The organism is Pseudomonas sp. GW823-FHT02E01 (assembly GCF_058797535.1).
In genome coordinates this window covers 27,339-53,619 of sequence record NZ_JBXAJS010000009.1, presented here as the reverse complement: position 1 = coordinate 53,619, position 26,281 = coordinate 27,339, and the positions used below count along the sequence as shown (strand labels likewise).

Here is a 26,281-nt window from a genome sequence, read left to right as displayed (position 1 = left end):
AGGGGTCATGCTAGGACGGGGGGTCAGGCTGGAATATCCGCGCAGTGCAGACCTTTATCCGTTTTGTGCAATGTGTTTTTTGTAGGAGCGAGCTTGCTCGCGAAAAACCTGAGAGCACTGCGGGGTGTCAGGTTCCCCGCGTCATCGTTGACCTCCATCGCGAGCAGGCTCGCTCCTACAGTAGATCGGGTACATCCGCGAGCGACTGGTCGACTACAAGGCCGCCATTGCTGGCGCCTCAATGCCGGCGCTTGAGGGTATCGGACGGCAATTCGCCGAACTGCTTGCGGTAGCTGTCGGAGAACCGGCCCAGGTGCAGGAAGCCGTAATCCATTGCCACTTCGGTGACGTTGCGCACGTTGCAGGTCGGATCGCTGAGGCAGGCGTTGATGCGTTCCAGGCGTTTCTGGCGTAGATAGTTTTTCGGCGTGAGGCCGGCATTTCGCTCGAACAATCCGTACAACGAGCGCAGGCTCATGTGGGCCTGGCGCGCCAGCTCTTCGCTGTCGATGTCCTGTTTGAGGTTATTGGCGATGTAGTCGGCAATCGCCTCGAACGTGGCCGTCTGCGAGCCCAGTTCGAGGCGGCTGACGTTGGTTTTCATCAAGCTGAGCATCTTGCTGACGATGATCTGCGTGTAATGCTCCTGGACCCTGGGGATCTGCTCGGTGGATTCGGCCTCCTGGCAGATCATCGCCAACAGGTTGACGAAGCCTTCCAGATCATCGAGCTGATAACGGTTTTCCAGAAACCGCACGCCCTGCCCCGGATAGCGCCAGCGCTGCTCATCGCAGACCGATTCAAACAAGCGGGTCGGGACTTTGAGGATGAATTTTTCGCAATCGGCGGAGTACGTCAGGTCCACCGGATCGTCAGGATTGATCAGCAGCAATTCGCCGGGAGCGAAGTAATGTTCCTGGCCGTGGCCACGCCACAGGCAATTGCCGCGCAGCAGCACTTGCAGGTGATAGATACTGTCCAGCGCACCGGACGTCACTCGCACACTGGCACCGTAGCTGATGCGGCACAGGTCGAGGCTGGCGAACTTGCGATGGTCGAGACTGGCCAGCGGGCTGCCGGCACGGGGCATGAGAATGCAGTGGTTACCGACGTGCTGATTGACGTAGCCCGACACCGCATAGGGGTCGGCATGGTCGAATACTCTGCTGCGCTGACTCAACAGTTGAGCTTGCATCATCGGGTCACTCTCGTTGTTGTTATAGGTTGCGTCGGGGCATTCTAGAACACTGCATCAGTCCCTTGAGATTTTCCAGACAGTTAGCCGAAACCCTTGTGGGAGCGAGCTTGCTCGCGATGACGGAGTGCCAGTCAACATGGATGTTGAATGTAAAACCGCTATCGCGAGCAAGCTCGCTCCCACAGAGTGGTGATCCCACAGGGTCGTGCTATCAGTCTTCCAGTGCGCGAACCCGCTCGTGGCGCTGCTGTTCTTCAGGCTGGGCCGACGACTGCAGGGTGAAATCGAAGTCAATTTCGGCAAAGCGACCGCTGACACCATGGGCCGCCGCGCGCTGCTGATCGTCGCTGAAGGTGATTTTGGCGATCAGTTCGTCACGGGTGGCGTAGGCGAAATCGTCGTGCAGGTATTGATCGCCGTCGAGGTTGATCTGGGTGGTCAGGTGGCGATGATCCGGCGCGGAAATGAAGAAGTGCACGTGCGCCGGACGCTGGCCATGACGACCCAGTTGATCGAGCAGTTGCTGGGTCGGACCGTCCGGTGGGCAGCCATAGCCCGACGGCACGATGCTGCGGAAACGATAGCGGCCTTCGGCGTCGGTCACGATACGGCGACGCAGGTTGAATTCCGATTGCGTGGTGTCGAAGTACGAGTAGGTGCCACCGGTATTGGCGTGCCAGACATCCACCACGGCACCGGCCAGGGGTTCGCCAGCGGTGTTGAACACGCGGCCTTGCATGAACAGGGTCACACCCGGATCGACGCCGTCGTCCAGACGCGCTTCGCCTTGCGACAGCGGCGCACCCGCCACGTACAGCGGGCCTTCGATGGTGCGCGGGGTGCCACCGGACTTGCCGGCCTGCTCGTCTTCGGCGTCCATCAGCAGGTCGAGGTAGTGCTCCAGACCGAGACCGGCCACCACCAGCCCGGCTTCCTGGCGAGCGCCCAGCACGTTGAGGTAGTTGACGGCTTTCCAGAACTCTTCCGGGGTCACGGCCAGGTCTTCGATGATGTTCACCGAATCACGCAGGATGCGGTACACCAGCGCTTTGGTCCGTGGGTTGCCGGCGTCGTTGAGCAGGCCGCTGGCCTCTTCGAGAAATTTCTGGACTTCGGCAGTGTGGGAAATCTTGACGTTCATTTTGAAGGGTTCCTCATCTTGTAATTATTAGCGTAGCGCGCTGAACAGGCTGGGCTCAGCGGTCATCGTCACGGATGGAAGAAGGATGCCGGCACATCGCGTCGATTTCGATGGCCATGTACGGGAACAGCGGTAATTGCATCAGCAGGTCATGCAGTTCCTGAACGCTGTCGACATCGAACACGCTGTAGTTGGCGTAGTGCCCGGCGATGCGCCACAGGTGGCGCCACTTGCCCTGCTCTTGCAGGCGCTGGGCCAGGGCTTTCTCGTCAGCCTTGAGTTTGGCTGCCGCTTGCGGATTCATGTCGACCGGCAGATTCACGGTCATTTTTACGTGGAACAGCATAATGCTCTCCTCAGGCTTGATGAATGGCGGTGGATGTCTTGTCGCGGCGGAAGAACGCCAGGCGCTCTTCATCCAGGCTCAGGCCCAGGCCCGGGGTGTTCGGCACGTGCAGTTCAAAATCGCGATACACCAGCGGTTCGCTGAGAATGTCTTCGGTCAGCAGCAACGGGCCGAACAGTTCGGTGTCCCACGCCAGCTTGTTCAGGGTGACGAAGGCATGCGCCGAGGCCATGGTGCCCAGGCCACCTTCAAGCATGGTGCCGCCGTACAGGGCAATACCGGCCGCTTCAGCGATCGAGGCAGTGCGCAATACGGCACGTGGGCCACCGTTCTTGGCGATTTTCAGGGCGAACACCGAAGCCGCGCCTTCGCGGGCCAGGTTGAACGCATCTTCCACGCATTCGATGGATTCGTCGGCCATGATCGGCGCCGGGCTCATGGCGTTGAGGCGAGCCATGCCGGCGCGGTTGTTGCGCGAGATCGGCTGTTCGATCAGGTCGATGCCGTTGGTGCCGAGGATCCGGCAGGCCCGCAGCGCCACCGCTTCGTCCCAGGCCTGATTCACGTCGACCCGCACGCTGGCGCGGTCACCCAGGGCCTTCTTGATGGCGATGACGTGGGCCAGGTCGCGGTTGACCTCCCCGGCGCCGATCTTCAGTTTGAAGATGCGGTGGCGACGCAGGTCGAGCATTTTTTCCGCTTCGGCGATGTCCTTCTCGGTGTCGCCGCTGGCCAGGGTCCAGGCCACGGGCAGCGCATCGCGAACACGACCGCCAAGCAATTCGCTGACCGGCAGGCCGAGGCGTTTGCCCAAGGCATCGAGCAGTGCGGTTTCAATACCGGATTTGGCGAAAGTGTTGCCGCGAATGCTGCGCTCCAGGCGCAACATGGCCGCGTTGACGTTGTTGCTGTCCTGGCCGATCAACAGTGGCGCGAAGTGCGTGTCGATGTTGGTCTTGATGCTGTCCGGGCTTTCATTGCCGTAAGCCAGACCACCGATGGTGGTGGATTCGCCGATGCCTTCGATGCCGTCGGCGCAACGCACGCGGATGATCACCAGGGTCTGGTTCTGCATGGTGTGCATCGCCAGCTTGTGCGGGCGGATGGTCGGCAGATCGACGATGATCGTCTCGATCGACTCAATGGCTGTTGCAAGCATTTCGATACCCGTCAGGTTCTTGAAGTTCTGGAATCGATTCTCGTACGGCTTTTTTCCTGAAGCCAATATAGAATTGGTCTGACTTGATACCTTAAAGGTATGCAACTGATTGACTGGAGGCTCCATGGAACTGCGGCACCTGCGTTACTTCCAGGTATTGGCTCAAACCCTCAACTTCACCCGCGCGGCCGAGTTGCTGCACATCGCCCAGCCACCCTTGAGTCGGCAGATCCAGCAACTGGAGGACGAACTGGGGGTGATGCTGCTCGAGCGCGGCCGACCGCTGAAGTTGACCGACGCCGGGCGGTTTTTCCACGAGCACTCCACCGCCCTGCTCGAACAACTGAACAAGGTCTGCGACAACACCCGGCGCATCGGGTTGGGTGAGAAAACCTGGCTGGGTATCGGCTTTGCGCCGTCGACACTGTATGGCGTGCTGCCGGAACTGATCCGCCGGTTACGCAGTGGCGAGCCGCTGGAGCTGGAGCTCGGGCTTTCTGAAATGACCACCCTGCAACAGGTGCAGGCGCTCAAGGCCGGGCGCATCGACATCGGTTTCGGGCGAATCCGTATCGACGACCCGGCCATCGTCCAGACCGTGCTCACCGAAGACCGCCTGGTCGCCGCCCTGCCCGCCGGGCATCCGTTGCTCGCAGGGCCCATCAGTTTGCGGGAACTGGCCAAGGAACCCTTTGTGCTGTACCCCGGCAATCCAAGGCCGAGTTACGCCGACCATGTGATTGCCCTGTTCGAGTCCTACGGCGTGAGCATCCACGTCGCGCAATGGACCAACGAACTGCAAACGGCGATCGGGTTGGTGGGGGCAGGAATCGGCGTCACGCTGGTACCGGCCTCGGTGCAGTTGCTGCACCGCGACGACATCGGCTTCACCCCGCTGCTGGAAGACAACGCCACCTCGCCGATCATTCTCAGCCGACGGGTGGGCGATGTATCGCCGGGGTTGAACCATTGTTTGCGAATGATTGATGAGCTGCTGCCAGCGACTTGAGGCAATGAATACCTGTGGGGACGGGGCTTGTCGGAACGCCGCACCGCCCCGTTGGGCTGCGTAGCGGCCCTATCTGCAGGTTTTCTAACGGGTGTTCCCGCCCCAGATCCAGTTCCAGAACCCCGGCAATTCGACTGGCTGCGAACCGTCACGCACGGTGCGCGCCATGGCCGCCCGCTGTAACGCAGCCTGATCGTCGTAAAACGGCTTGTCGGCGGTTTTCACCCCGGTCTCCCGGGCGCTGTCGAGCAGAATCTGCAGGTATTCGCGGGTATGCCGGGCGGTATAGCGGTTGAGGTCGTGGAAGGTCACCACCACCGGAATCACGCCATCGACCACCGGCAACTCGCCGCGGGCAATGCGCTCGCGAACTTCGGACATCGAGCGCAGCATGTGCGACCGGCGCCGGGGGCTGGCGTTGAAGCCCCAGATCTTGCCGTCATTGGCGCTCAAGTCGGTGAGCAGTACATGCAGGCCATGCCGCTGATAAGCGGCGAAGGTGCGTTTGTCGTAGTTCCAGAATGGCGGGCGCAACAGGGTTGGCGCAGCGCCGGTAATCGCAGCGATGTCGGCGCTGCCATCGGTGAGGGCCTGCTCCAACACGGGTGGGTCAAGGGAACGATGATTGGTGTGCCGGGGTGTTGCCGTGTGAAAGCCCAGGATATGACCTTCGGCATGTTCACGACGCATGATGTCCCGGCCCAATTCGCTGCCACCGGCTCGCGGAGCGCGGGTTTGCACGAAGAACACGGCCTTGATGTCCGATTGCAGCGGGTTTTGCGCCAGGCTCTCCAATACAGTGACGGTCGGATTCCACCAGCTCGAGGCACTGGGGCCGTCATCGAAGGTCAGCAGAAACCGGATGGGGGGTTGCGCCTGCAAACGCTGCTCGGTCCGCGGAGTCATTTCGATGGGTGCGGCGATACAGCCGAACAAACCCACTGCCAAGGCGCACACCGTTAAACACTTGAACAATCGTTTCATTTTTTGCCTTGGGCCAGACCATCACGGTCGATACTTCAATGGGCAAGGATCCTTCGCCCGCTCATCCGTCGTCGGCCCGCATCGAGACGACGGGCCGAGGTTGGATAGGGTACACAGGGTTTGGTTCCGGTGCTCGCCAGGCCCGTTTCGCCACGAGCAACTAAACTCAAAGCTTCGGTCGGAGCGTCTTAACCGGAGTGTCAGGCCATGTGCGGACGACTGTCGCAATACCGTGGAATCCACGACTTCGTAGCGGTGCTGAGCATCCCCGACGCGCTGATCAATCGCGTCGGCAACGAACCCCTGGGGCACTATAACGCCGCCCCCACCACGCAACTCGCCCTGCTGCACCTGGAGAACGAGCGGCTGCACGCCGACGCCGTGCGTTGGGGTTGGCGACCGCACTGGGCGACGGATCGCGTGGAGCCGGTCAATGCCCGGGTCGAGAAAGTCGCCCACGGCCCGTACTTTCGGGCGATCTGGCCCCATCGCGCGATCTGCCCGATTGATAACTGGTTCGAATGGGTCGACACCGGCGAGGCCAACAAACAACCGTGGCTGATCCGGCGACGGGACCGCGCCCCGGTTTTCTGCGCGGCCATCGGCCAGTACCCCATCGGTGGAGCGCCCCACAGGGAGCACGACGGTTTCGTCATTCTGACGGCCGACAGCGCGGGCGGCATGCTTGACGTGCATGACCGCCGACCGGTGGTGTTCTCACCCGAACTGGCGCGGGAATGGCTGGACCCGGCCACGCCCAGGGAGCGAGCCGAGGAAATGGCGTTATCCCAGGGCGAGGCCAGCGATGTATTCGAGTGGTACAAGGTCGACAGGGCCGTTGGCAATGTCAGGAACCAGGGCGCCACGCTGATCAAGGAAGTCCCATGAACCGATCAACCGCTGTAGGAGCGAGCTTGCTCGCGATGGACTCAAGAACGCCGCGTTTAGCCAGTAAACACGCGTAATCGTTAATAACCATCGCGAGCAAGCTCGCTCCTACAGCAGCATTACGCTCAATGGCGGGGCCTTGTTGTATTCCCGTGCTGCTCAGAACTTGCGGTCAGGCTCTGACAGTTCCTTACCGTCGTCAGGATGCTTCCAGTCCGGTACCGAACGTTTCTGCTGCTCAATCTCTTCTTCCGTGGGTTCGTCCTCATCTTCTTCCGGGTCCGGTTGCTTGGGTTCATTGGCCATGTTCACCTCTCTTCCTGAAGGGATCGGTCATCAACTTAAGCTTAGATCAGTTCCCCTGCCCCGCTCAGAGCCACCAGCGCAGCAAAAAGAAGAAGCCCATGCTCAACAGCATGCTGAGCAACGTATTGCGCGTGTAGAGCACCAGCCCGACCGCCACCAGCGAGCTGATCAGATAGGGATTGTCCCAGTGCAGATTCAGCTGTTTTTCCGGCATGAACACAATCGGCCCGCAGATGGCGGTCAACATGCCCGGTACGGCAAACCCGAGGAACTGCCGGGCATTGCTGCTCAAGCGTAGCGGCAGTCGCGGTTCCAGAAAAACATAGCGGTTGAGGAACACCAGCACGCCCATTCCGATAATCACTGCCCAGACCATCATGTGCGTCCACCGTAGAATTTATTGCAGACAAACCCGGCGGTCATGCCCGCCAGCCCCGACAGCACCAGCGCCGAGCCCCATTGCCAGTAGCTGAACAGCACCGAGCAGAACAGCGACACCGCCACGCACACCACGGTCGGCACATTGCGCACCACCGGGGTGATCAGGGCGATGAAGGTCGCCGCGATGGAGAAATCCAGGCCCAGGTGTTCAAGGCCGGGAATGCTGCTGCCGAGCACAATGCCCGCCAGGGTGAACAGGTTCCAGGCGATGTAGAACGTCAGGCCCACGCCCAGGGCGTACCAGCGGTTGAACTGCTGTTTGTCGTGTTGGCTGGTCAGGGCGAACAACTCATCGGTGAGCAAGAACCCCAGGCCCGCGCGCCAGCGCCCCGGCAATGGCGAAATCACCGAGCGCATGCTCATCCCGTAGAGCAAATGCTGGGAGGTCAGCAGCAGTGTGGTCAGCAAGATCGAAAAAATCCCGGCACCGCCCTTGAGCATGCCGATGGCCACCAGTTGCGCGGCACCGGCAAACACAATGCTCGACAGGCCCTGGCCTTGCAGGGGCGTGAGGTTGGCTTCGATGGCCATGGAACCGGCCAGCAAGCCCCAGGGCGCGGTGGCCAGGGACAACGGCATGATCGCCGCTGCGCCGCGCAAAAAGGCACTGCGCGGCATGATTGAGTTGGACATAACGTTCTACAGACAGGGATAGACCCCAGACTGTGCCAGCAGTCGCGGCCGAAGGCTTGAACAATCTTGCTCACTGATACGTGGCGTGCCATTCATCGGCTGCCCGCTTGATTCGCCAAAGTGCTAGCAACATGATGGCCCTGCATTTTCATCGGGGCAGGCCCTTCATGAGTTCAGTGGAAACCGACAGCGACGTTTATAAAACCCTGCTTGAATCGACCCGGGCGATTCCCTGGCGCATCGACTGGAAAACCATGACGTTCAGCTACATCGGGCCACAGATCGAAGAACTGCTGGGCTGGAAACAGCACAGCTGGGCGTCGGTCAATGACTGGGTCGAGCGCATGCATCCGGATGACCGCGACTACGTGATGGACTTCTGCGTCTCGCAATCGCGCGCCGGTATCGATCACGAGGCCGACTATCGCGCACTCACCGAAAGCGGCGAGTACGTCTGGATCCGCGATGTGGTGCATGTGGTGCGCAAGGACGGCGAAGTCGAGGCGCTGGTAGGTTTCATGTTCGATATCAGCGAGCGCAAGAAAACCGAAGAGCACCTGATCCGCCTGCAAAAGCAGCTTGAAGAGTATTCCTTCCAGGACGGCCTGACCGGCATCGCCAACCGGCGCATGTTCGACACCGTGCTGGAGCGCGAGTGGAACAATGCCCAGCGCACCGGCTTGCCATTGTCGGTGATCGTGCTGGATATCGACTACTTCAAGCAGTACAACGACCATTACGGCCACATCAAGGGCGACGAATGCCTGCGCCGCGTTGCGCAAACCTTGTCCCTGGCGGCGAACCGGCCACGGGATTTCATTGCGCGGATCGGCGGTGAAGAGTTTGTCTGGCTGCTGCCGGAAACCGATGCCGAGTCAGCGCGGCTGGTAGCGCACAAGTGCCTGCACCTGATTCGCCAGCAGCAGATCCCCCATGAATTCTCGAACGTGTCGAAGCTGCTGAGTATCAGCCTCGGCGTCGGCACCACCCTGGCGTCGATGCACGCGACGGCCCTGGAATTCGTCGAACAGGTCGATCATTTGCTGTACAAGGCCAAGCACAATGGCCGAATGCGCGCCGAGTACGCTGATTTTCGTGATTGACAAACGGCGCGCCGGCTTTTAAAACTGAGCGCCTCACTCAGGGTGTAAGCAAGTATGTCCGCAACCTTCAATCTCGACTCTTCCGTCATTGGCTTGATTGCCAAGGCGCAAGGTTGCGTTGCGCACGCCCTCAAATCGAAGAAACAGTCGCTCATGTGACCGGGGCGCGCTGTCCCGTCAGATGAGCTGACAGGACATTGAGCGCGACGGACCACCCTCCCCTTGCTTACTCTCCTTCCATGCCCCTGACGGTGACGAAATCGGTCAACCATCAGGAGAAAGTGCATGTCAGCGTTTCAAGGTATCTGGGTTCCACTGGTCACACCATTCCACAACGGCGCCATCGATTTTGTCGGCTTGCGCCGGCTGGTCAGCCATCTGCTGGAAAAAGGTGTCGACGGACTCATCGTTTGCGGCACCACCGGCGAACCGGCGGCGATGGGCAAGCATGAGCAACTGGCGGTGCTCGATGCGGTGCTGGAACTGGTGCCGGCGCAACAGGTGGTCATGGGCCTGGCCGGTAACAACCTGACCGAGTTGTTGCAGTTCCAGAGCGAGATCCTCAAGCGCCCGGTGGCTGGCCTGCTGGTGCCGGCACCGTATTACATCCGCCCTTCCCAGGCCGGCCTCGAAGCGTTTTTCCGCACGGTCGCCGATGCCTCCAGCGTACCGCTGATTCTCTACGACATCCCATACCGTACCGGCGTGGCCTTCGAACAGGCGACCCTGCTCAACATCGTCGCCCACGAGCGGATCGTCGCCATCAAGGATTGCGGCGGTAATTTTTCCAACACCCTCGCCTTGCTCAACAGCGGCCTTGTCGACGTGCTGTGCGGCGAAGACAACCAGATCGTCAATGCCCTGTGCCTGGGCGCCAAAGGTGCGATTGCCGCGTCGGCGCATGTCCGTCCCGAACTGTTCGTACAATTACACCGACAGATCCGCGACAACCAATTGGCCGAGGGCCGCGCCACGTTTTTCCGTTTGCTGCCACTGATCAACAGCCTGTTCCTGGAGCCCAACCCGGCCCCGGTGAAAACAGCACTGGCCCTGCAAGGCTTGATCGGTGACGAACTGCGCGCGCCCATGCAACGCAGCAGTGAACCGATGACCGAGCGTTTGAAGGGTGTGCTCAGCGCATTGGGCCGCGACAATCGATAGAGCAACGGCCAGCGGCCCGAGTAACATGGAGCGATTCGTTCAGCCTTCAGGGGCACCGACATGCTGTACCGAATCGCCGCCGACGGGCTGATGCTGTTTCACTTGCTGTTCATCGTGTTTGTGTTGTTCGGCGGGTTGCTGGTGCTCAAATGGCGCCACCTGATCTGGTGGCACCCACCGGCCGCGCTGTGGGGTATGGCGGTGGAGTTCTTCCACCTGCCCTGCCCGCTGACCGACTGGGAAAACCGCATGCGCCATGAAGCCGGGCAAACCGGCTATGGCGGAGGATTCATCGAGCACTACATTTGGCCGGTGATTTACCCGGCGGGGCTGACGCCCGGCATTCAGTTGGGATTGGGCGCCGTGGTGTTGCTGATCAACGTGCTGATCTATCTTCGGTTGATCAAGCGATGGGCTGCCTGATCTTCAACCAGCCCGACGTTCAGTTGGCAATCACGCTCATGTTCCGCCCACTGGCCTTGGCCACGTACAGCGCCTTGTCTGCCGCACCAATCAGGTCTTCGGGGCGGACCTGGGACGCGGCATTGCTGGCACAGACGCCGACACTGACGGTCACGATGCCTTCCGGGCTGTCACTGTGGGCAATGTCGGCCTGCAGTACCGCACGGCGGATTTTCTCCGCCACCAGAAATGCCCCCACGTAGTCGCTGCCGGGCAGCACCACGGCAAACTCTTCGCCACCATAGCGGGCGGCCAGGTCACCGGGACGCTTGATGCTGTTCGTGATGATCGCACTGACCTTGCGCAAACACTCGTCACCGGCCAGGTGGCCGTAGCAGTCGTTGAACGGTTTGAAATGGTCGACATCAATCATCAACAGCGCCAATTCGGACTGGCTGCGTCGGGCACGGCCCATTTCAGCATCGATGAAAGCGTCGAGCTGACGGCGGTTGGCCAGCCCCGTCAGCGCGTCCTTGAGGGCCAGGCCTTCGAGGTTGCGATTGACCTCCAGGAGCTTGTCCTGGGTGTCCAGCAACTCGACCTGCACCAGGTTCTGCTGCCTCATCAGGTTGATAAGCCGAAACCCCAGTACCCCAAGAAAACTCAGCAACAGCGCGACAATGCCGGCGCTGAGCAGCGTCTCCTTGCGCCAGCTGCCGAGCACTTCATCCTTGTTCACCGCGGTAAAAACGATCAGCGGATAACCCTCGACCCGGCGATAGCCCGTCACCCGCTCGACACCGTCAACGATCGACCTGAGCGTGGCCGTACCTGCGTCGCCCTTGGGCAACAACTCGTTGAACAACGGGCTCTTGGCGAGGCTGGAACCGATCTCCGCTTCCTTGAAGGGCCTGCGAATGACAATGCGGGCATTGTCGCCGATCAGGTTGATCACGCCGTTACTGCCCATGTCGATGCTGTCGTAGAGCTGCAGGAAATGGCTGAGGTAAATCGTCGCCACCGCCACCCCGGCAAAGCTGCCGTCGGGATGATTGAACCGGCGCGAAACCGTCATGATCCATTCACCGCTCGAACGGCTCTTGATCGACGGCCCGATGTGCGGCCCACGGCTGGGGTTATCGCGATGGAAGGTGAAGTATTCGCGGTCGGAATTGTTGACGCCGGTTTGGCCGGCGCCGTTGGAATTGGCGATCCATTGCCCTTTTTCGTCGAAAACGAACACGCCATGGAGCTGACTCAACTCACTGCGCTGGGCATTGAGCAATGCCGGCAGCCGGGATTGATCCACACCCTCGTGCTCCAGCCGATCGACCAGGGTGAACAACAGTGTGTCGGCCTGCTTGATCGTTGCCTGCGCTTGCGATGCCAGGGTCTGCGCAAGGTTGGACATCGTCACTTCCTTGTCATGCAGGTAGTACTGGCGCGAGCTCCAGGCTTCCCAGATCACGATAGCCACCATCGACAGGCACACTGCGAGCAGCAGGATCACCGCCGAGCGAACCTTGAGCCGGGGCACCGCTGGCCGGAGCATTTCAATATGATCGTTGATCGATGGATGTACCATGCTGCTCCCTGATTGTCTGTGACAGGGCGACTCTTCCTGATCGCCTCTTTTGCTGACTATGCCTGATACAGGCTCGCAATGATGTTAGCGCGACGCCTGCTTTACCGCCTCCAGCCACGTCGGATCCAGCCGCGTCTGTTCGGTGTCGATGCCCAGCGCTTGCATTCGTTCCTTGTGCTGATCCATTTCGCGGAGCAACTGGCCATGGTCGCTGGAGTTGCCATCGAGTTGATGCATCTGGTTCAACCCCAAATGGTAGAAACGCAACAGCTTCATCGCAACCGGATCGCCCTTTTCCACGGCCGCCGTTACATGATGCATGACATTGGTAACGCTCATCAGGCTGCGCTTGAGTTGCCAACTGTAGACCGCTGGCGCCATCCATTCCTGGCGCCAGAACACCTTGCGCATCAACGCTGCCATCGCCAGCACCGCAACGAACACGCCACCGGCATTGAAGCGCAGATTGTCGCCTCCCGGCGTGCCGAACAGAGCCACCGCCGCCGTGGACAGCACCATCGCCAGCGCCAGAAAGATCAGGGCAATGATGACCGTGCTGCGCCGTGTCTGTTGCCGGTAGGTCTGGGCGTTCATCGGCTGGATTTCGAACATTGCGTCGGGTTTCCTGAGCTTCAATGGTAAAAAGGGGTTTGAGGCAAAAAGACTGCGGGCCATTATCGCCTCTGCGCGGGATTTAGCTATGCTGGGGCCCCTTTTCATCTTTTCATCGTCAAGCGGGGACATGGCGAGACTGCGCAGTTCGTGCCATCTTCTTTCATGAGTACACATTATTCGGATGCCATTCGTTGTTGTTGTGTGAATGACATCGTTTTAAGGATCATTGAATGACCCAACGCCAAGTTATCAACGCCTCCGTCAGTCCCAAAGGCAGCCTGGAAACACTCTCGCAACGGGAAGTCCAGCAATTGAGCGAAGCCGGTTCCGGCAGCACCTACACCCTCTTCCGCCAGTGCGCCCTGGCCATCCTCAACACCGGCGCCCATGTCGACAACGCCAAGACCATTCTTGAAGCCTACAAGGATTTTGAAATCCGCATTCACCAGCAGGACCGTGGCGTGCGCCTGGAACTGCTGAATGCCCCGGCCGACGCCTTCGTCGACGGTGAAATGATCGCCAGCACCCGGGAAATGCTGTTCAGCGCCCTGCGTGACATCGTCTACACCGAAAACGAACTCGACAGCCAACGCATCGACCTGAGCAGCTCCCAAGGCATCAGCGATTACGTCTTCCACCTGCTGCGCAACGCCCGCACCCTGCGCCCTGGCGTCGAGCCGAAGATCGTGGTGTGTTGGGGCGGGCACTCGATCAACACCGAAGAATACAAATACACCAAGAAAGTCGGCCACGAACTGGGCCTGCGCAGCCTGGACATCTGCACCGGTTGCGGCCCCGGCGTGATGAAAGGCCCGATGAAAGGCGCCACCATCGCCCACGCCAAGCAACGCATCCACGGCGGCCGCTACCTGGGCCTGACCGAACCCGGAATCATCGCCGCCGAGGCGCCGAACCCTATCGTCAACGAACTGGTGATCCTGCCGGACATCGAAAAACGCCTGGAAGCCTTCGTCCGCGTCGGCCACGGCATCATCATCTTCCCGGGCGGCGCCGGTACGGCCGAAGAGTTCCTGTACCTGCTGGGCATCCTGATGCACCCGGGCAATGAAGGCCTGCCCTTCCCGGTCATCCTCACCGGGCCGAAACACGCCGCGCCGTACCTGGAACAACTGGACGCATTCGTCGGTGCGACCCTGGGCGAAACCGCCAAGCAGCACTACCAGATCATCATCGATGACCCGGCCGAAGTGGCGCGGCAGATGACCCAGGGTCTCAAGGCGGTCAAGCAGTTCCGCCGCGAGCGCAACGACGCGTTCCACTTCAACTGGCTGCTGAAAATCGACGAAGGCTTCCAGCGCCCGTTCGACCCGACCCACGAAAACATGGCCAACCTGAAACTGAGCCTCGACCTGCCGTCCCACGAACTGGCAGCGAACCTGCGCCGCGCGTTCTCCGGCATCGTCGCCGGCAACGTCAAGGACAAGGGTATCCGCCTGATCGAAGAACACGGGCCGTACCAGATCCGTGGCGACGCGGCGATCATGCAACCGCTGGACCTGCTGCTCAAAGCCTTCGTCGCCCAGCACCGGATGAAACTGCCGGGCGGCGCGGCGTATGTGCCGTGTTATCGGGTGGTGGCATAACCCTTTCGGTGTAATAACGCCGACATGAGCTTTACCGTCGCGAGCCGCAGTGAAAGCTGCGGTTCGCGGCACTCTATGGAAAGAAAAAAATGCGCCAACGTAATTCCGCCAGACTGCTGGTGATCAATCCCTCGCAACAGGTTCTGCTGTTTCACTTCCAACACAAAAACGATGCCCTCGCTGGCCAAAGCCACTGGGCGACACCCGGTGGGGGGCTTGAGCAGGGTGAATCCTTTGAGGTTGCGGCGGTTCGTGAACTGTTTGAAGAGACGGGTTTACTCATCGACACGGTGGGGCCGAGCGTTGCAGAACGCAGTTTTCCGATGATGCTGCCAAGCGGCGAAACGGTGTTGTCCGTTGAGCGCTATTTCGTGGTTCGTACCGACAGTGAACACCTGTCCCGGGAGGGATGGACGGCTAACGAAGTCCGGGTAATGGCTGACCATAAATGGTGGTCGGTGGCAGAGCTGCAAGAGACCCGAGAAACGGTGTGGCCGGAGCAGTTGATCACGATGCTGGAAAACGCCTGAAGCGTGCAAGCGAACACAACCCCTGTGGTGAGGGGGCTTGCCCCCGTTCGGCTGCGCAGCAGTCGCAAATCCACTCAGCGCGGTCAGCCTGAAAAACCGCATTGCCTGATTTTGGGGCCGGTGCGCAGCCCAACGGGGGCAAGCCCCCTCGCCACAAAGGTTCTGTGTTTAGTCCAATGGGGCAACGTTATCCAGAGCGCGGTTGACTGCCAGGTCGGCCAGCATGATTACCTGCTGGATACCCAGCAGCATGCTGCGCTGGGGGCCGTCCAGAAACGTGGCGAAATCAGTCGCCATCACGCTTGCTGAAGCCAGCGATTCACAGGCGTGGGCCAACAGGGTTTCGGTGTCGATGTTCGGGGCGATGACGAACATCGTGCTGGGATTGTGGGGGGCGATGCTTTTGAGGATGGCAGGTTTCAGGTGGAGAGTTGATGCACGCTGACTGGTATCGGCTTTTGATTCGGGGGGATTTGGCGTGGGTTTGACCATGACGAAGCTCCTTGATTGATGGAGCCGCCACAATTCGCTGCGAAACGAAGAAGGTGGCGGCCATACGCGGGTTCGCAGACCGGGAATCAAGGAACCCGGCAGACCCGAAAGTCTCCCGCGCACAGCCGCCATAACGCAAAACAGTGGGCGAACAAAAGCGCCAACTGCAAGGAAACGGTGGCGCTGAGCGCCTTGATTAACCTGGGCTGCGAAACCCGATCGCTGAATTTGCAGCGACCCGGCAACGATAGAATCAGGGTCCAAGGCCCACAAGCCGGCAGATTCTGGCGTAGATGTAGGCAACGACGCAAGGCGGTGTAGCCTCACTCCTGGTCCTACAGCCGCCTCTGACATCCACAAATTCCTGTGGTGTGAGCCAAAGGATTATCGTTGGTTGTAAGACCGCCATCGCGAGCAAGCTCGCTCCCACAGAAGAGCAAAAAGCAGAGCATCCCGCACCACCGCGTCGCTTCTCACCACTCATCAGGCCGAGCGTTAGCTCGCCTGCAGCTCTTGATCTTGATCCACCCGCCCCCTCGGAAGGCTGAGTGGAGGTGTTTATCCGGGGATTGGCGCGCAGCGCCGTTCGACGCAGTCGAACTCATTGCATGTAGGTCGAAGCGAAGCCGACCGGAGGGCAATGCCCCCGGATGAATACCGCAGCGAAGGAACGCCGAGCCTCAGCGAGGGGCCGTACGTTCGGGGCGAGACTTTTTGGTTCCTTTTGTGTCGTTTGACAAAAGGGACTCGCCGTAAGGGCGAAACCATAAGCAGCCGTTACCGCAGCAATGGATATGTACACGGTCAACAAAAAGACAGGTCGGCTGTCAGGCCGCCTTCGCAAGCAATCCCGCTCCTGCGATTCAAGGCTGCAATGCCTGGGGCCCGGTGGACTGTTCTTTCGGCGGCCCGTCGGTACCTTCGAAGGAGACTTTCTCGGCCACGAACTGCCAATCCTTGTAGCTGGCCATGCCTTTGAAGTCCGCCCACTGGCTGGGAAAATTCTCTTGCTTGAGCGGCTTCTGCTCGGACGGGCAGTACACACCGCTGATCCGCCCGTCGAAATCACGCATCAGCTCCCATTCGCCACCTGTCATCGGCTCCGGGTACAACTGCCGCAGATGATGCCTGGCCGACGGAAAACGCTCGTCCTGCAACAGGTCCTTGAGTTCTTTCGGATACTGGGCCATACCGGGCGAACTGCGGTAATAGCTGCGCAGCGCCTGGGCATATTGCGTACCGACCCAGAGCAACTGGTTTTCGCGATCGCGGCGCGCAGCGGTGGCCCACAACTCGCCGGCACTGGCCAGGCCCATGCCCAGCACGACGACCAGAAACAGCACACCCAGGTAGGTGAAGCCGTCCTGGTTCGAAGATTTACCACTCGGAATACAGGCTGCCATCACGCGCCCTCCCGCTGGCCCCACTCTTGATATCAGCCACCCCGCCCGCCACGCCATCCGGTGGCGCGACAATGACCCAGGTGTCCTTGCGCTCGGCAATCGGGTCCAGAGGCTGGTTGCGCAGGTAGCGCAGTTCGACCAGCTGTTCGATGGAATCGGGATAACGCCCGGTGTCTCCATAGTAATGATCCAGCGCCTCGCGCATGGACGACAGGCTCTGATGCAAGGTGGTCTCTTTGGAAGCTTCCAGGCTGCTGAAGTAGCGTGGCAAGGCGATCGTCATCAGGGTCGCGATGATTGCCATGACCACCATCAGTTCAATCAGGGTAAAGCCCTTTTGCCGACGCATATGCTCACCACTCTCGGTAGGCGATGCCATTGAGGCCCTTGCCGCGGGCCTTGGAGTAAACGTCAAAGACGTCCTGGCCCTCGCGCGGGTTCTCAGCCGAACTGTCATAGGAACGCAGGCCCCAGCCGCCCTCGTCGTCACGCTTGACGGCTGCCAGCGGGTCACGGGGGATGCGCCGCAGGAAGTAGAACTTGGCGCCCTTTGCGCTGCGCGTGTCACGCACACCCTCGACCAGTACTTGCAGGTTCGGCGGGTAGCCGCTGCTGTCGAGCGACTTCTCGATGTAGCCCGCGTCGAAGGCTTGTTTGTAAGCGTCGATGGCATCGCGGATCTGGTACAGCGCGGTTCGCAGGTCCTGCTCTTTGCCCCGACGCACCACGGTCTCGGTCAGCGGTGCGGCCATGCCGGCCAGCAGGCCGACCAGGGCGAGCGTCACCACGACTTCGACCAGGGTAAAACCGCGTTGCGAGGCGTTCATGATCAAGGCTTCCCGACGGTAACGGTGGTGGCGATCGGGGCGATCATGGGGTTGGCCTGAACCGTGGTGCTCATCGAACGGTCCGGTGCCTGGATGTGCATGCTGGTTTCGGTACCGGTCGGGAATTCCATGTCCGACGGACTCTGGTACGGCAGATTGCGCACGATCCGCGGGGTGATCGACAGCACCAGTTCGGATTTGATGACGTCGTCCCTGTTGCTGCCGAACAGGCGACCCAGGCCGGGAATGTCGCCAAGGCCGGGAATCTTGTTGCCGGTGGCGCCGTGGTCGTCGCGCACCAGACCGGCGAGGATCTGGGTTTCGCCGTCATGCAGACGCAAGGTGGTCTGGGCGTTGCGGGTATCGACCTGGACCGGAATGGTGCCCTGAGCGGTCGGTGTCAGCGGCGTGGCGTTACTGACTTCCAGCGCGATCTTGATCGCCACTTCGTTGTTCAGGTGCACGATGGGCTGCACTTCGAGCTTCAGACCGACGTCGAGGTAGGTCACGCTTTCGGTGATCACCGGGCCCTGGGTCGAAGGCACCGAGGTGGCGCTGATGATCGGTACGCGCTGACCGATGTGGATGCGCGCCTGTTCGCGGTTGCTGACCCGAATCACGGGGCTGGCCAGGGTATTGATGTCCTTGTCCTGGGCATTGATCTTGGCCTGGGGCGATGGCGAGATCGTGATGCGGCCGGAGTTGATGCCCTTGAGCTGATCGAGAAGGGTCACCGCCGATCCATCGCTGTTGACCACGCCGAAGGTGTTGGGCCATTGCAAGCCAAGGTCGAGAATACGTTGGCGGGCGACTTCCATCACTTCCACTTCCAGCACCACTTCCGGGTTGGACTGGTCCTGCGATTGCAGGAGTTTTTCCGCCATGCGCACCGCGTCACCGGTATCGCGCATGGTCAGGGTGTTGAGGCGCTCATCGACGAACACGTCGCGGGTCTTGAGCATGGTCTTGATCATGTTCAACGCCGTGTTGGCATCGATGCTGGTCAGGTAGAAGGTGCGCATCACCAGCTCCTGGTAATCCTTGAGTTTCTGCGGCGAGTCCGGGTAGATCAGCACGGTGTTTTCATTGACCACTTTCTGATGCAGCTGGTTCTGTTGCAGCAGCAGATCCACGGCGTCTTCGATACGCACGTCACGTACGAAGATCGTGGCTTTCATGTCCGGGCGCAGGTCCTTGTCGAAGATGAAGTTCAGGCCGGCGACCTGGGACAGCACTTCGAAAATGGTCTTGAGGTTGGCATCGCGAAATTCCAGGGTCACCGGCCGGTCAAGGCGCGTGCGCAGTTGTGGGTACTGCACCACGTTGCGGCTCTGCACCAGGCGGATGCTGCCTTGCAGTTCCAGGGCGCCTTCGTTCTTCGGGTCCAGTTCGAGAATCTGTCTGACCTGGCGGTCGGCACCGTAGATGTCACCGCGACGCAGGTCGCCACGGGCCAGTTCGAGTTTCTCATCCATGCTGCGCAGGTAGTCGAGCTGGCGCAGGGAATCCTGGGCACGACGGTTGTTCGGTTCGATGTTCAAGACCCGGCTGTAAGTCATGCGGGCCCCGGCGAAATTACGCTGGGTGCGGTCCATGTCGGCCTGGGTCAGCAGCGCCGTCACGGCGCGGGCCCGTCCGCTGTTGAGAGCCATGTGCAGTTCGGTATCGCGAGGGTTTTCCCGCAATCCTTCTTCGATGCGCGCCAGACCGGCTTCATACTGGCCCGATTCGATCAGGGCCGAAGCTTCATCCCTGGCAACCTGCGCCGAACTGCATGCGGCCAGCCCCGCGCAGAGACAAAGGCTCATCAGCAAACGGGATTTGTTCATTCCGTACTCCCCACAGACAAGGTCTGCGCCAAATGCAGAGGCAGGTAGACCAGGCTCAGTTCCTTATCGGAAATCCGCTCGATCCGCCAGGTTTCGTCGATGACATCCCCTTTGCGCACGACGTATATTTTTTCGCCGCTCTGCAAAAACACCTGCAGATCGGAACGGTCATCCAGCCTGCCGACAAACTGGAAGGGCAACGGTGGTGCAGTGGGGACTTGCACCACAGGAGTAACGACTACCGGTTGTTCAGTGACGGTGCCAAGGGCCGGCGCCGCTATCCAGCTACGGGCGGCGAACAGGTCGCCTGCCGGGCTCAGGTCCTTGATCGGCGCCAGCGCAGCGGCGCTCGATGCAGCCGTCGATGCGCCAGGGGTCTTGTCCTTGGCTGGCGTAGCCACGGTGGCCACCGCAAGGTCGCTGTCGTCGGCCTGATTGAAGTATTCGGGGAGCCAGGCGAGCGCTGCCGCTACACCGAAGAACGCCACCCACCCCGACACTCGTTTGGTATTCATCATGACCTCGACAGGTAAAGGGTCATGCGGATCCGCCCGGTCAGGTCGGTATCGGCGATGTTCTTGCGCTGTAGCTCCACATCCTCGAGCACCACCGCCGGCAACTGGCCGAGCAAGGCGTGCAGGAAACGCCGCAGTTGCGGATAGCTGCCACGTACCGGCAGCAGAATCTGATAACGGGCCAGGTGGGTCTTGGGGTCCACGCCCAGGGAGTATTCACCCCGGGACAAGGTGATGCGTTCCTGGGCGGCCAGGGCGTAGATCTTGTCGATGGCCACGGTGGCCTGGGGCTGGGACGGTAACTTGCTGCGAAAATCGTCGAGCTGGCGCTGCGGCACCACCGGCGCGGCCACGCTGCCGTCTTCGACCTTGGCCAGGTACTCGGTGGCTTCGCGAGTCTGCTGGCTGAGGCTTTGCAGCGACTCCCAGTTCGGCAGCAACCCCACCAGGCCATAGCTCAGCGCCAGCACCAGCATGGCCATCCCTGCCAGCCCCGGAACGCCCAGGCCTTGCAGGTATTCGTGGACGATCAATTTATGGATTTGCATCGCCGATCTCCCAGGTAGCCGACAGGTTGAACTGCACCGGGTGTTCCGGCACGTTGGCGACAATTTCGTGGCTCAGCAGCGATACGTCGGACAGCTCGTCGCTGGCTTCGAGACGGCGGTGGAAATCGAGCATGGCGTCCAGGTCCAGCGCCTCGGCGCTGATCCGCACCTGGCCCTTGCGGGCGTCCGGGGTCAGGGTCAGCAGGGCAATGTTGTCCCGCGGCATGGCTTCGAGGGTGGCGAACAGGCGTTCCCAAGGGCGGCGCAACTGCTGGGAGACCTTGCGCATTTCCGCCAGGTTATGCGCCTGCTCACGAATTTGCGCCGGGGTCAGGCTGAGCTTGCTGCCGGTATCGCCGGTGAGCACTCGCTGTGTGATTTGCAGATGACCTTGCTGTAGTTCGGCCTCGTGGCTCAGGTGCTGTTGCACCAGCAGGCAGGTCAGTGTCAGCACCACGCCACCGGCCAGCAGGCTCCAGCCCAAGGGGCCTGCACGGCGGCGCGGCTGAAAGTCGAGCATCAGGGGGCGCATGTCAGGCCACCGCCCGAGACATGAGGTACAGGCAATCGCGTACGGCTGTCCGGTCTTCTTCGAGGGTGCGCAGATGCACACCAGGCACGTCAGGAGGCGAATCGATGCGCGCCGGTGCATGCAGGTAGACATTCAACGGCCGTTCGCTGCTGGAAGCCTGCAACTGGTGTTCTCGACCGATCAACGCGGTCAGCGCCGCATCGCTGTCGCTGCTGCCCACCGATCGCACCGAGGTCCAGCGCCCTTCCCTGGCCAGCAGCAACACGCTGCGCACCGGTTCGGCGACCACGAACAGGAAATCCCCGGCCTCAAAGCTTTTATCGAAATGGTTGAACGCCGTCATCAGGTACGGCTGTACCGAACGCAAGCGCAAACCGCGAGCCCTGACCAGGGCGCGCAGGCGTTCGAGCAAGTCCTGTGGCAGCGCGGTGGCGATGCGGTCGTAACCGGCGGGTTCGGCCGAGAGCACCAGGCTCCAGGGTTGTGTCGGGGCACCGTAGAGGTCTTCGAAACACAGTTGGGCGAAGCCGAGCAATTCGGCCGGGCTACTGATCTGCTCACTCCAGGGCACCAGGCAATAGCGACTGAAGTGCCCGGAGATCACCACCGTCAGTTCCGCCCTGGCAACGGTGTGTTCGGCCAACAAACGGTCGAGGGTATCGAGGGCCACCGTCCAGGCCTGGAAGCCTTCGTCAATGTAGCCGACGCTGCCCAGCCAGTGGGTTGCAGCGCCTTGCCGCTGCCCCAGGCCAACACCGCTTGCGCCGAGCACGGCGACAAATTGCTCACGAGATAAAAGTGACACGATTGATCTCCTCGAGAGTCGTCCGGCCTTGTTCCACCATCTCCAGCGCCGACTCGCGCAACAGGCGCAAGCCACGTTTACAGGCGTGCGCCTTGATTTTCGAAATGGGCTGGCGCTCGACGATCATTTGCCGCAATTCGTCGTCCAGGTGCAGCAACTCGGCAATTGCGCTACGCCCGCGATAACCGGTACCCCGACAATGCCCGCAGCCCTTGCCGTGGACGAACCGGTAGTGAGCGACCTTTTGCGGATCAAGCCCCGAGACCTCCAACTCTTCTTGCGTCGGGCTGTAGAGGCTGCTGCAACTGGTGCAGACCAGGCGGATCAAACGCTGGGCCAGTACGGCATTGAGTGCCGAGACCAGGCTGTAGGGATCGATTTCCATCTGGGTGAAACGGCCGATGACGTCGAACACGTTGTTGGCGTGAATGGTGGTGAACACAAGGTGACCGGTGAGCGCCGATTGCACGGCGATCTGTGCGGTGTCCGGGTCGCGGATTTCACCGACCATGATCTTGTCCGGGTCATGGCGCAGGATCGAGCGCAGGCCCCGGGCGAAGGTCAGGCCTTTCTTCTCGTTGACGGGGATTTGCAGCACGCCCGGCAGTTGATACTCCACCGGGTCCTCAATAGTGATGATCTTGTCCACGCCGTGGTTGATCTCGGTGATCATCGCGTACAGGGTGGTGGTTTTGCCGCTACCGGTCGGCCCGGTCACCAGCACCATGCCGTAGGGTTCGGCGGCCAGCCGGCGCAGCTGGCGCAGGGTTTCTTCTTCAAAGCCCAGGGCCTGCAACTGCACGCCACAGACCTTGTCCGCCAGGTCCTGTTTGTCGAGTACCCGCAGCACCGCGTCTTCGCCGAAAATGCTCGGCATGATCGACACCCGGAAGTCGATCTGCCGGCCGCTGATGCCGATCTTGAAGCGACCATCCTGGGGCACGCGTTTTTCGCCGATGTCCAGTTCGGCCATGACCTTGACCCGGGAAATCACTTGCTCGGCGAACTCGCTGCCCTGGATTTTGCTGATGTTGTTGAGCACGCCGTCGATCCGGTACTTGATCACCAGACCGTTGCCGGTGGTGCCGAGGTGGATGTCGCTGGCGTGCATTTTCAGCGCGTCGTACAGGGTCGAGTTGACCAGTTTGACCACGACGCTGGAATCTTCGCTGATGCTGGTCAGGGACAGGCTTTGCAGGTTATCGGTTTCGGCGCCGGCGTCGCTCTGGGCGTTGAGCGACTCCACCGCATGGAAGCTTTCTTCGTGGCGCGCCAGATAGGCCTTCAGGTCATCGGCATGCACCAGGTACAGCGGCGCGCCTTGCAGGCACTCATCGATCCAGGCCAGGCGCGCACTGTCGAAGGGGTCGGCGAACACTCCGATGACCGCATCGTTGTGACGCAACAGGGTGAATTCGCGCTTGAGGCATTGGGCCAGGGTCACCCGGTCGAACACCGGCGTGGAATTGAACAGGCTGTCGGTGTCGAGCACCGGGTAATGCAGGGTTACGCCGAGGCATTGAATGAAAGGCATGGGAGCCAGTGCGCACAGCCGCCCCAGGGCGTCCAGCATCCGCTCGCCGGAACTGGTGGCCAGGGCTCGGGCCTGGGCCAGTTGCTCACTGGTAAAACGAGTCGGTGAACATTCCGGTTGCGCCGGTTCTACGGCAAAGGATAGACGGTCCATGGCTTGCTCTCCTACGCCCGGGGCTTTGGGCCCTGTCGGCGCGGCGAGCCATTCGGCGGAGGCCGGAACGTCTTGTCGCGCCACTACTCCCCGGTGAGCAACTGTTCGTCGTCTGGCGCCTTGGAGGCCGATGTATTTTTTCGGCGATCTGCCAGCACCCAGCTACCGTCGTACAACTGCAGCGGGAAACTCTCGGTCCTGCTCTGGCGTCGTTCGACAAAGCCTTCGGAAGTGCTCACCCCCACTTTGGGTTCGCGTTGCCTGCCCAGAAGATCAAGCACGGCACGGGCCAATTCCGCCAATGGAAACGGTTTGAACAGGATATGGCTGACACCCAGTTGCCGGGCCCGCTCGCAAACCTCTGCGGTTGGATGCCCTGTGATCAGCACGAAATGACACTTCCTGTTCTGGCGGACGGCATCGAGCACCTGAAAGCCTTCCATATCGGGCAAGCGGTAATCGAACACCATCACATCGGGCGCGAAATCATCGGCTTCAGCGATTCCTTTCGCACCGTCGTGGGCAATCCGGACTTCCAGTGCTTGCGCCTGCAGGTAACCCTGGAGGTTCTCCGCCAGCAACTGTTCGTCATCAACAACCAGTACTTTATTCAACAAGGTGGACTCCTTGAAACCGCAGGTCCGGATTTTGAACCTGACGGAGTGCGCGTCCTGACAGGACTAACGCACACTTCATGCCAGGCTGGGCACCGGTAATTTGAGGACTTCATGTCCTTGAATTTAAAAAACAATGCCTTTTCGTAACGCAATTCCATCCCCCAAAAACGGGGAAAGCGACGTGATTGGCACTGGACTTTTCCCCCCACTGTTGGGGAAACCCCCTATTGATCGTCAATCCGTTCGATTCGATTCGATTGCGCGAGCACAATGACGCCGACGCCCTCTTCCCGGTTAAGCGTAGCCCTGCGGTTTCGCCAGTGGAAGCGTCTGCACCGGGCGGTATCGAGTTTCATGATCGGCCTCCGGTCAGGGCTTGGCAGCAATGGGTTTATAGGGCGCGACCAGATAGAAACGCTGGTCCGGCAGATCCACCGTGACGATATGGGCACCGCTCAAGCCCAGGCGCCGGCCCGGACCAAAGCTGATCAGCGGTGTCAGCCCGGTATCGAAGTCACGCAAGCCTTCCAGGGCCCTGACCAGCTTCTCGCGACTGGCATTGCGCCCGGCCTGCTTCATGCCTTCGCTGAGCAGCATCATCGAACTGAACGCGCCCACTTGCAGCACCGCATGCTGGCCACCGAGGCCCTGGTGTTCGCGCAACTGGGTCAAGGCCAGGCGCCCGGCCTGGGTCCAGTCGCTTGGCACGAACGGATAGGCCAGGAATACCCGTCGGGAAAATCCGCTGGGCACCTGCATCAGATTGCCCGCCACCTGGTTCGAGGCGGCGAACAGGTAAGGCACCTGCCCCGCCGTTTGCAAGCGCTCGGCCAGACGACTGAAGCCGCTGCTGCTGCCCAGGTAAAACACCGAGCGCGACCCCAAGGGAAAATCATCCCCGGCCGGGTCATAGGCTTGCAGGCGCACCTTTTGCCAGGCGTGCCCCTGCAAGTACTTGCTGAGTTCCTGCGCCGCCAGGCGTTGGCCGGGTTCGTCCGGATAGGCGATCAGCGTCGGCCCCTGAAGCACCCGCAGGCTCGTACTGGCGTAGTTGGCCAGGGCGATCAATTGGTCGCGAAGGCCCGGCAGTGGCTCGAATATCTGCGGGCTGGTGTGGAGCGTGCCCTGCAAGGACAGCGGCCCGATCAGGGGAATGCCGGCCTGTTCCAGACGCATGGCGAAGTTCAGGTCCAATGCCGGCGCCATCGGTGCGATCAGGGCAAACACCTGCTCTTCATTGATCAACCGGTCCAGCGCCTTTTCGGCACTGGCGCGGTCGGCGCCGGGGTCGAGGATGGTCAGGCGCAACTGCCGGCCATGAATTCCGCCCGCCTCGTTGATGCGCGCCACGCAGCCATTGAGCACCGCCGCCACCGTGATGCCCTCTTCGCCCAAGGGGCCGGAACCCGGCAACAACGTACCCAGGTGCAGACTGTCGGGGGCCAGTCCCGGAACGCGGTCTTCGGCCAGGTGCTTGAGGTACGCCGTGAGGTTGCGTTGATCGATCATCGACAACACGAACCGTGGCATCGTCGGATCGAGCCGATTGTTGCCCGGGTCGCGCCCCTCTTGCACCGCCCGCGCCAGGGTGATTTCGCTGTAGGCCGGATAACTGCGGCCGTTGATGTGCTGCTGGCCTTGACTGCTGGCCAGTCGAGACCAGCGCAGGTCCGGCGGTCGCACCTCGCCTTCCGGGCGCCCGAGGCCATCCTCGCCATGACAATTGGCGCACGGCAGGCGGGTGGCCGGCAGCAGCACGCCCGCTGCGCCGACCCGGACCATGATCGGTTCGCCGCTGGCCGACACGCCTTCGTGGTACAACCGTTTACCGGCACTTTCGCTAAGGCTCAGCGGCAGCGCCTGGGCGGTGAGCGCGATGCTGCCGAAGAGCAGCAGGCCAAGGACGAGGGCAGTATTCATG

General features: G+C 61.0%; 29 protein-coding genes. 7 read left to right on the top strand and 22 right to left on the bottom strand.

Annotation, left to right across the window (positions count from 1 at the left end; all coding sequences use genetic code 11):
* Positions 1-238: 238 nt before the first annotated feature.
* The 4 genes from AC1RDQ_RS21270 to AC1RDQ_RS21255 all read right to left on the bottom strand — a co-directional run bounded on the left by AC1RDQ_RS21270 (position 239) and on the right by AC1RDQ_RS21255 (position 3,844).
* Entirely contained in the window at positions 239-1,198 is a 960-nt protein-coding gene (locus AC1RDQ_RS21270; protein WP_492588034.1) for an AraC family transcriptional regulator, read from the bottom strand.
* A gap of 211 nt (positions 1,199-1,409) precedes the next feature.
* A complete protein-coding gene (gene catA / locus AC1RDQ_RS21265) occupies positions 1,410-2,339 on the bottom strand; it encodes a catechol 1,2-dioxygenase (RefSeq protein WP_057715471.1) in 930 nt (309 codons plus the stop codon).
* A 55-nt stretch (positions 2,340-2,394) separates the two neighbouring features.
* On the bottom strand, positions 2,395-2,685 hold the full coding sequence (gene catC / locus AC1RDQ_RS21260; RefSeq protein ID WP_218432980.1) for a muconolactone Delta-isomerase: 291 nt from the start codon (positions 2,683-2,685) through the stop codon (positions 2,395-2,397).
* A gap of 10 nt (positions 2,686-2,695) precedes the next feature.
* The gene (locus tag AC1RDQ_RS21255; RefSeq protein ID WP_191629309.1) at positions 2,696-3,844 is read right to left on the bottom strand and encodes a muconate cycloisomerase family protein; all 1,149 of its coding nucleotides are present in this window, start codon (positions 3,842-3,844) and stop codon (positions 2,696-2,698) included.
* A gap of 124 nt (positions 3,845-3,968) precedes the next feature.
* Between AC1RDQ_RS21255 and AC1RDQ_RS21250 the strand changes: the two genes are divergently transcribed.
* Positions 3,969-4,853 carry a LysR family transcriptional regulator gene (locus tag AC1RDQ_RS21250; RefSeq protein ID WP_349736069.1) on the top strand — a complete coding sequence of 295 codons (885 nt, stop codon included), beginning with the start codon at positions 3,969-3,971 and terminating at the stop codon, positions 4,851-4,853.
* Between the two features lie 84 nt (positions 4,854-4,937).
* On the opposite strand, the gene AC1RDQ_RS21245 is transcribed toward AC1RDQ_RS21250, so the two are convergent.
* Positions 4,938-5,837 carry a polysaccharide deacetylase family protein gene (locus AC1RDQ_RS21245; protein ID WP_057715475.1) on the bottom strand — a complete coding sequence of 300 codons (900 nt, stop codon included), beginning with the start codon at positions 5,835-5,837 and terminating at the stop codon, positions 4,938-4,940.
* A gap of 207 nt (positions 5,838-6,044) precedes the next feature.
* On the opposite strand from AC1RDQ_RS21245, the gene AC1RDQ_RS21240 reads away from it, so the two are divergent.
* Positions 6,045-6,725 carry an SOS response-associated peptidase family protein gene (locus tag AC1RDQ_RS21240; RefSeq protein ID WP_154862405.1) on the top strand — a complete coding sequence of 227 codons (681 nt, stop codon included), beginning with the start codon at positions 6,045-6,047 and terminating at the stop codon, positions 6,723-6,725.
* 159 nt (positions 6,726-6,884) lie between these two features.
* On the opposite strand, the gene AC1RDQ_RS21235 is transcribed toward AC1RDQ_RS21240, so the two are convergent.
* The 3 genes from AC1RDQ_RS21235 to AC1RDQ_RS21225 all read right to left on the bottom strand — a co-directional run bounded on the left by AC1RDQ_RS21235 (position 6,885) and on the right by AC1RDQ_RS21225 (position 8,105).
* Complete coding sequence (locus tag AC1RDQ_RS21235) at positions 6,885-7,031, bottom strand: hypothetical protein (protein ID WP_167362858.1); 147 nt, start codon at positions 7,029-7,031, stop codon at positions 6,885-6,887.
* 64 nt (positions 7,032-7,095) lie between these two features.
* Entirely contained in the window at positions 7,096-7,407 is a 312-nt protein-coding gene (locus tag AC1RDQ_RS21230; protein WP_167362889.1) for an AzlD domain-containing protein, read from the bottom strand.
* Positions 7,407-8,105, bottom strand: a complete 699-nt coding sequence (locus AC1RDQ_RS21225) for an AzlC family ABC transporter permease (RefSeq protein ID WP_007978998.1) — start codon at positions 8,103-8,105, stop codon at positions 7,407-7,409. The genes AC1RDQ_RS21230 and AC1RDQ_RS21225 overlap by 1 nt, the downstream gene beginning before the upstream one ends.
* 167 nt (positions 8,106-8,272) lie before the next feature.
* Between AC1RDQ_RS21225 and AC1RDQ_RS21220 the strand changes: the two genes are divergently transcribed.
* The 3 genes from AC1RDQ_RS21220 to AC1RDQ_RS21210 all read left to right on the top strand — a co-directional run bounded on the left by AC1RDQ_RS21220 (position 8,273) and on the right by AC1RDQ_RS21210 (position 10,792).
* On the top strand, positions 8,273-9,208 hold the full coding sequence (locus AC1RDQ_RS21220; RefSeq protein ID WP_090457832.1) for a sensor domain-containing diguanylate cyclase: 936 nt from the start codon (positions 8,273-8,275) through the stop codon (positions 9,206-9,208).
* Positions 9,209-9,493: 285 nt separating this feature from the next.
* Complete coding sequence (gene dapA, locus AC1RDQ_RS21215) at positions 9,494-10,369, top strand: 4-hydroxy-tetrahydrodipicolinate synthase (RefSeq protein WP_492588033.1); 876 nt, start codon at positions 9,494-9,496, stop codon at positions 10,367-10,369.
* 60 nt (positions 10,370-10,429) lie between these two features.
* Positions 10,430-10,792 carry a DUF2784 domain-containing protein gene (locus AC1RDQ_RS21210; protein WP_090454727.1) on the top strand — a complete coding sequence of 121 codons (363 nt, stop codon included), beginning with the start codon at positions 10,430-10,432 and terminating at the stop codon, positions 10,790-10,792.
* A 19-nt stretch (positions 10,793-10,811) separates the two neighbouring features.
* Here AC1RDQ_RS21210 and AC1RDQ_RS21205 read toward each other — a convergent pair whose 3' ends face one another.
* Together AC1RDQ_RS21205 and AC1RDQ_RS21200 are read right to left on the bottom strand one after the other, a co-directional pair.
* Positions 10,812-12,356, bottom strand: coding sequence for a sensor domain-containing diguanylate cyclase (locus AC1RDQ_RS21205; protein ID WP_492588031.1), 1,545 nt, complete (start codon positions 12,354-12,356; stop codon positions 10,812-10,814).
* Positions 12,357-12,440: 84 nt separating this feature from the next.
* Complete coding sequence (locus tag AC1RDQ_RS21200) at positions 12,441-12,968, bottom strand: DUF3087 family protein (RefSeq protein WP_492588030.1); 528 nt, start codon at positions 12,966-12,968, stop codon at positions 12,441-12,443.
* A 233-nt stretch (positions 12,969-13,201) separates the two neighbouring features.
* Here AC1RDQ_RS21200 and ppnN point away from each other — a divergent pair, with 233 nt between their 5' ends.
* Both ppnN and AC1RDQ_RS21190 read left to right on the top strand, forming a co-directional pair.
* Positions 13,202-14,575: a nucleotide 5'-monophosphate nucleosidase PpnN gene (gene ppnN, locus AC1RDQ_RS21195; RefSeq protein ID WP_057715483.1), complete on the top strand. Its 1,374-nt coding sequence runs from the start codon at positions 13,202-13,204 to the stop codon at positions 14,573-14,575.
* Positions 14,576-14,664: 89 nt separating this feature from the next.
* Entirely contained in the window at positions 14,665-15,105 is a 441-nt protein-coding gene (locus AC1RDQ_RS21190; protein WP_492588029.1) for an NUDIX hydrolase, read from the top strand.
* A 168-nt stretch (positions 15,106-15,273) separates the two neighbouring features.
* On the opposite strand, the gene AC1RDQ_RS21185 is transcribed toward AC1RDQ_RS21190, so the two are convergent.
* From AC1RDQ_RS21185 to AC1RDQ_RS21130, 12 genes are all read right to left on the bottom strand, one after another.
* Positions 15,274-15,597 (bottom strand): DUF6124 family protein, encoded by a 324-nt coding sequence (locus tag AC1RDQ_RS21185; RefSeq protein ID WP_057715485.1) that lies wholly within the window; start codon positions 15,595-15,597, stop codon positions 15,274-15,276.
* Between the two features lie 863 nt (positions 15,598-16,460).
* Entirely contained in the window at positions 16,461-17,000 is a 540-nt protein-coding gene (locus tag AC1RDQ_RS21180; RefSeq protein ID WP_492588028.1) for a type II secretion system protein, read from the bottom strand.
* Positions 16,975-17,349 carry a type II secretion system protein gene (locus AC1RDQ_RS21175; protein WP_057715487.1) on the bottom strand — a complete coding sequence of 125 codons (375 nt, stop codon included), beginning with the start codon at positions 17,347-17,349 and terminating at the stop codon, positions 16,975-16,977. The genes AC1RDQ_RS21180 and AC1RDQ_RS21175 overlap by 26 nt, the downstream gene beginning before the upstream one ends.
* 4 nt (positions 17,350-17,353) lie before the next feature.
* Complete coding sequence (locus AC1RDQ_RS21170; RefSeq protein WP_090454714.1) at positions 17,354-17,827, bottom strand: type II secretion system protein; 474 nt, start codon at positions 17,825-17,827, stop codon at positions 17,354-17,356.
* Between the two features lie 2 nt (positions 17,828-17,829).
* Complete coding sequence (locus tag AC1RDQ_RS21165) at positions 17,830-19,656, bottom strand: secretin GspD/PilQ domain-containing protein (RefSeq protein ID WP_057715489.1); 1,827 nt, start codon at positions 19,654-19,656, stop codon at positions 17,830-17,832.
* On the bottom strand, positions 19,653-20,171 hold the full coding sequence (locus AC1RDQ_RS21160; RefSeq protein WP_492588027.1) for a hypothetical protein: 519 nt from the start codon (positions 20,169-20,171) through the stop codon (positions 19,653-19,655). Before AC1RDQ_RS21160 ends, AC1RDQ_RS21165 begins: the two co-directional genes overlap by 4 nt.
* Complete coding sequence (locus tag AC1RDQ_RS21155) at positions 20,171-20,719, bottom strand: GspMb/PilO family protein (RefSeq protein WP_090454711.1); 549 nt, start codon at positions 20,717-20,719, stop codon at positions 20,171-20,173. The genes AC1RDQ_RS21160 and AC1RDQ_RS21155 overlap by 1 nt, the downstream gene beginning before the upstream one ends.
* Positions 20,706-21,251 carry a PilN domain-containing protein gene (locus AC1RDQ_RS21150; RefSeq protein ID WP_492588025.1) on the bottom strand — a complete coding sequence of 182 codons (546 nt, stop codon included), beginning with the start codon at positions 21,249-21,251 and terminating at the stop codon, positions 20,706-20,708. The genes AC1RDQ_RS21155 and AC1RDQ_RS21150 overlap by 14 nt, the downstream gene beginning before the upstream one ends.
* Position 21,252: 1 nt before the next feature.
* Complete coding sequence (locus AC1RDQ_RS21145; RefSeq protein ID WP_057715493.1) at positions 21,253-22,056, bottom strand: hypothetical protein; 804 nt, start codon at positions 22,054-22,056, stop codon at positions 21,253-21,255.
* Complete coding sequence (locus AC1RDQ_RS21140; RefSeq protein WP_492588023.1) at positions 22,037-23,743, bottom strand: GspE/PulE family protein; 1,707 nt, start codon at positions 23,741-23,743, stop codon at positions 22,037-22,039. The genes AC1RDQ_RS21145 and AC1RDQ_RS21140 overlap by 20 nt, the downstream gene beginning before the upstream one ends.
* Before the next feature lie 83 nt (positions 23,744-23,826).
* The gene (locus tag AC1RDQ_RS21135) at positions 23,827-24,360 is read right to left on the bottom strand and encodes a response regulator (RefSeq protein WP_057715495.1); all 534 of its coding nucleotides are present in this window, start codon (positions 24,358-24,360) and stop codon (positions 23,827-23,829) included.
* Positions 24,361-24,729: 369 nt separating this feature from the next.
* Positions 24,730-26,280, bottom strand: coding sequence for an ABC transporter substrate-binding protein (locus tag AC1RDQ_RS21130; protein WP_492588022.1), 1,551 nt, complete (start codon positions 26,278-26,280; stop codon positions 24,730-24,732).
* Position 26,281: the final 1 nt, after the last annotated feature.

Bases quoted from the DNA above. Each gene is read 5' to 3' on its own strand.
- AC1RDQ_RS21270 (WP_492588034.1), bottom strand. From the start codon at position 1,198: ATGATGCAAGCTCAACTGTTGAGTCAGCGCAGCAGAGTATTCGACCAT.
- catA (WP_057715471.1), bottom strand. From the start codon at position 2,339: ATGAACGTCAAGATTTCCCACACTGCCGAAGTCCAGAAATTTCTCGAA.
- catC (WP_218432980.1), bottom strand. From the start codon at position 2,685: ATGCTGTTCCACGTAAAAATGACCGTGAATCTGCCGGTCGACATGAAT.
- AC1RDQ_RS21255 (WP_191629309.1), bottom strand. From the start codon at position 3,844: ATGCTTGCAACAGCCATTGAGTCGATCGAGACGATCATCGTCGATCTG.
- AC1RDQ_RS21250 (WP_349736069.1), top strand. From the start codon at position 3,969: ATGGAACTGCGGCACCTGCGTTACTTCCAGGTATTGGCTCAAACCCTC.
- AC1RDQ_RS21245 (WP_057715475.1), bottom strand. From the start codon at position 5,837: ATGAAACGATTGTTCAAGTGTTTAACGGTGTGCGCCTTGGCAGTGGGT.
- AC1RDQ_RS21240 (WP_154862405.1), top strand. From the start codon at position 6,045: ATGTGCGGACGACTGTCGCAATACCGTGGAATCCACGACTTCGTAGCG.
- AC1RDQ_RS21235 (WP_167362858.1), bottom strand. From the start codon at position 7,031: ATGGCCAATGAACCCAAGCAACCGGACCCGGAAGAAGATGAGGACGAA.
- AC1RDQ_RS21230 (WP_167362889.1), bottom strand. From the start codon at position 7,407: ATGGTCTGGGCAGTGATTATCGGAATGGGCGTGCTGGTGTTCCTCAAC.
- AC1RDQ_RS21225 (WP_007978998.1), bottom strand. From the start codon at position 8,105: ATGTCCAACTCAATCATGCCGCGCAGTGCCTTTTTGCGCGGCGCAGCG.
- AC1RDQ_RS21220 (WP_090457832.1), top strand. From the start codon at position 8,273: ATGAGTTCAGTGGAAACCGACAGCGACGTTTATAAAACCCTGCTTGAA.
- dapA (WP_492588033.1), top strand. From the start codon at position 9,494: ATGTCAGCGTTTCAAGGTATCTGGGTTCCACTGGTCACACCATTCCAC.
- AC1RDQ_RS21210 (WP_090454727.1), top strand. From the start codon at position 10,430: ATGCTGTACCGAATCGCCGCCGACGGGCTGATGCTGTTTCACTTGCTG.
- AC1RDQ_RS21205 (WP_492588031.1), bottom strand. From the start codon at position 12,356: ATGGTACATCCATCGATCAACGATCATATTGAAATGCTCCGGCCAGCG.
- AC1RDQ_RS21200 (WP_492588030.1), bottom strand. From the start codon at position 12,968: ATGTTCGAAATCCAGCCGATGAACGCCCAGACCTACCGGCAACAGACA.
- ppnN (WP_057715483.1), top strand. From the start codon at position 13,202: ATGACCCAACGCCAAGTTATCAACGCCTCCGTCAGTCCCAAAGGCAGC.
- AC1RDQ_RS21190 (WP_492588029.1), top strand. From the start codon at position 14,665: ATGCGCCAACGTAATTCCGCCAGACTGCTGGTGATCAATCCCTCGCAA.
- AC1RDQ_RS21185 (WP_057715485.1), bottom strand. From the start codon at position 15,597: ATGGTCAAACCCACGCCAAATCCCCCCGAATCAAAAGCCGATACCAGT.
- AC1RDQ_RS21180 (WP_492588028.1), bottom strand. From the start codon at position 17,000: ATGGCAGCCTGTATTCCGAGTGGTAAATCTTCGAACCAGGACGGCTTC.
- AC1RDQ_RS21175 (WP_057715487.1), bottom strand. From the start codon at position 17,349: ATGCGTCGGCAAAAGGGCTTTACCCTGATTGAACTGATGGTGGTCATG.
- AC1RDQ_RS21170 (WP_090454714.1), bottom strand. From the start codon at position 17,827: ATGAACGCCTCGCAACGCGGTTTTACCCTGGTCGAAGTCGTGGTGACG.
- AC1RDQ_RS21165 (WP_057715489.1), bottom strand. From the start codon at position 19,656: ATGAACAAATCCCGTTTGCTGATGAGCCTTTGTCTCTGCGCGGGGCTG.
- AC1RDQ_RS21160 (WP_492588027.1), bottom strand. From the start codon at position 20,171: ATGAATACCAAACGAGTGTCGGGGTGGGTGGCGTTCTTCGGTGTAGCG.
- AC1RDQ_RS21155 (WP_090454711.1), bottom strand. From the start codon at position 20,719: ATGCAAATCCATAAATTGATCGTCCACGAATACCTGCAAGGCCTGGGC.
- AC1RDQ_RS21150 (WP_492588025.1), bottom strand. From the start codon at position 21,251: ATGCGCCCCCTGATGCTCGACTTTCAGCCGCGCCGCCGTGCAGGCCCC.
- AC1RDQ_RS21140 (WP_492588023.1), bottom strand. From the start codon at position 23,743: ATGGACCGTCTATCCTTTGCCGTAGAACCGGCGCAACCGGAATGTTCA.
- AC1RDQ_RS21130 (WP_492588022.1), bottom strand. From the start codon at position 26,280: ATGAATACTGCCCTCGTCCTTGGCCTGCTGCTCTTCGGCAGCATCGCG.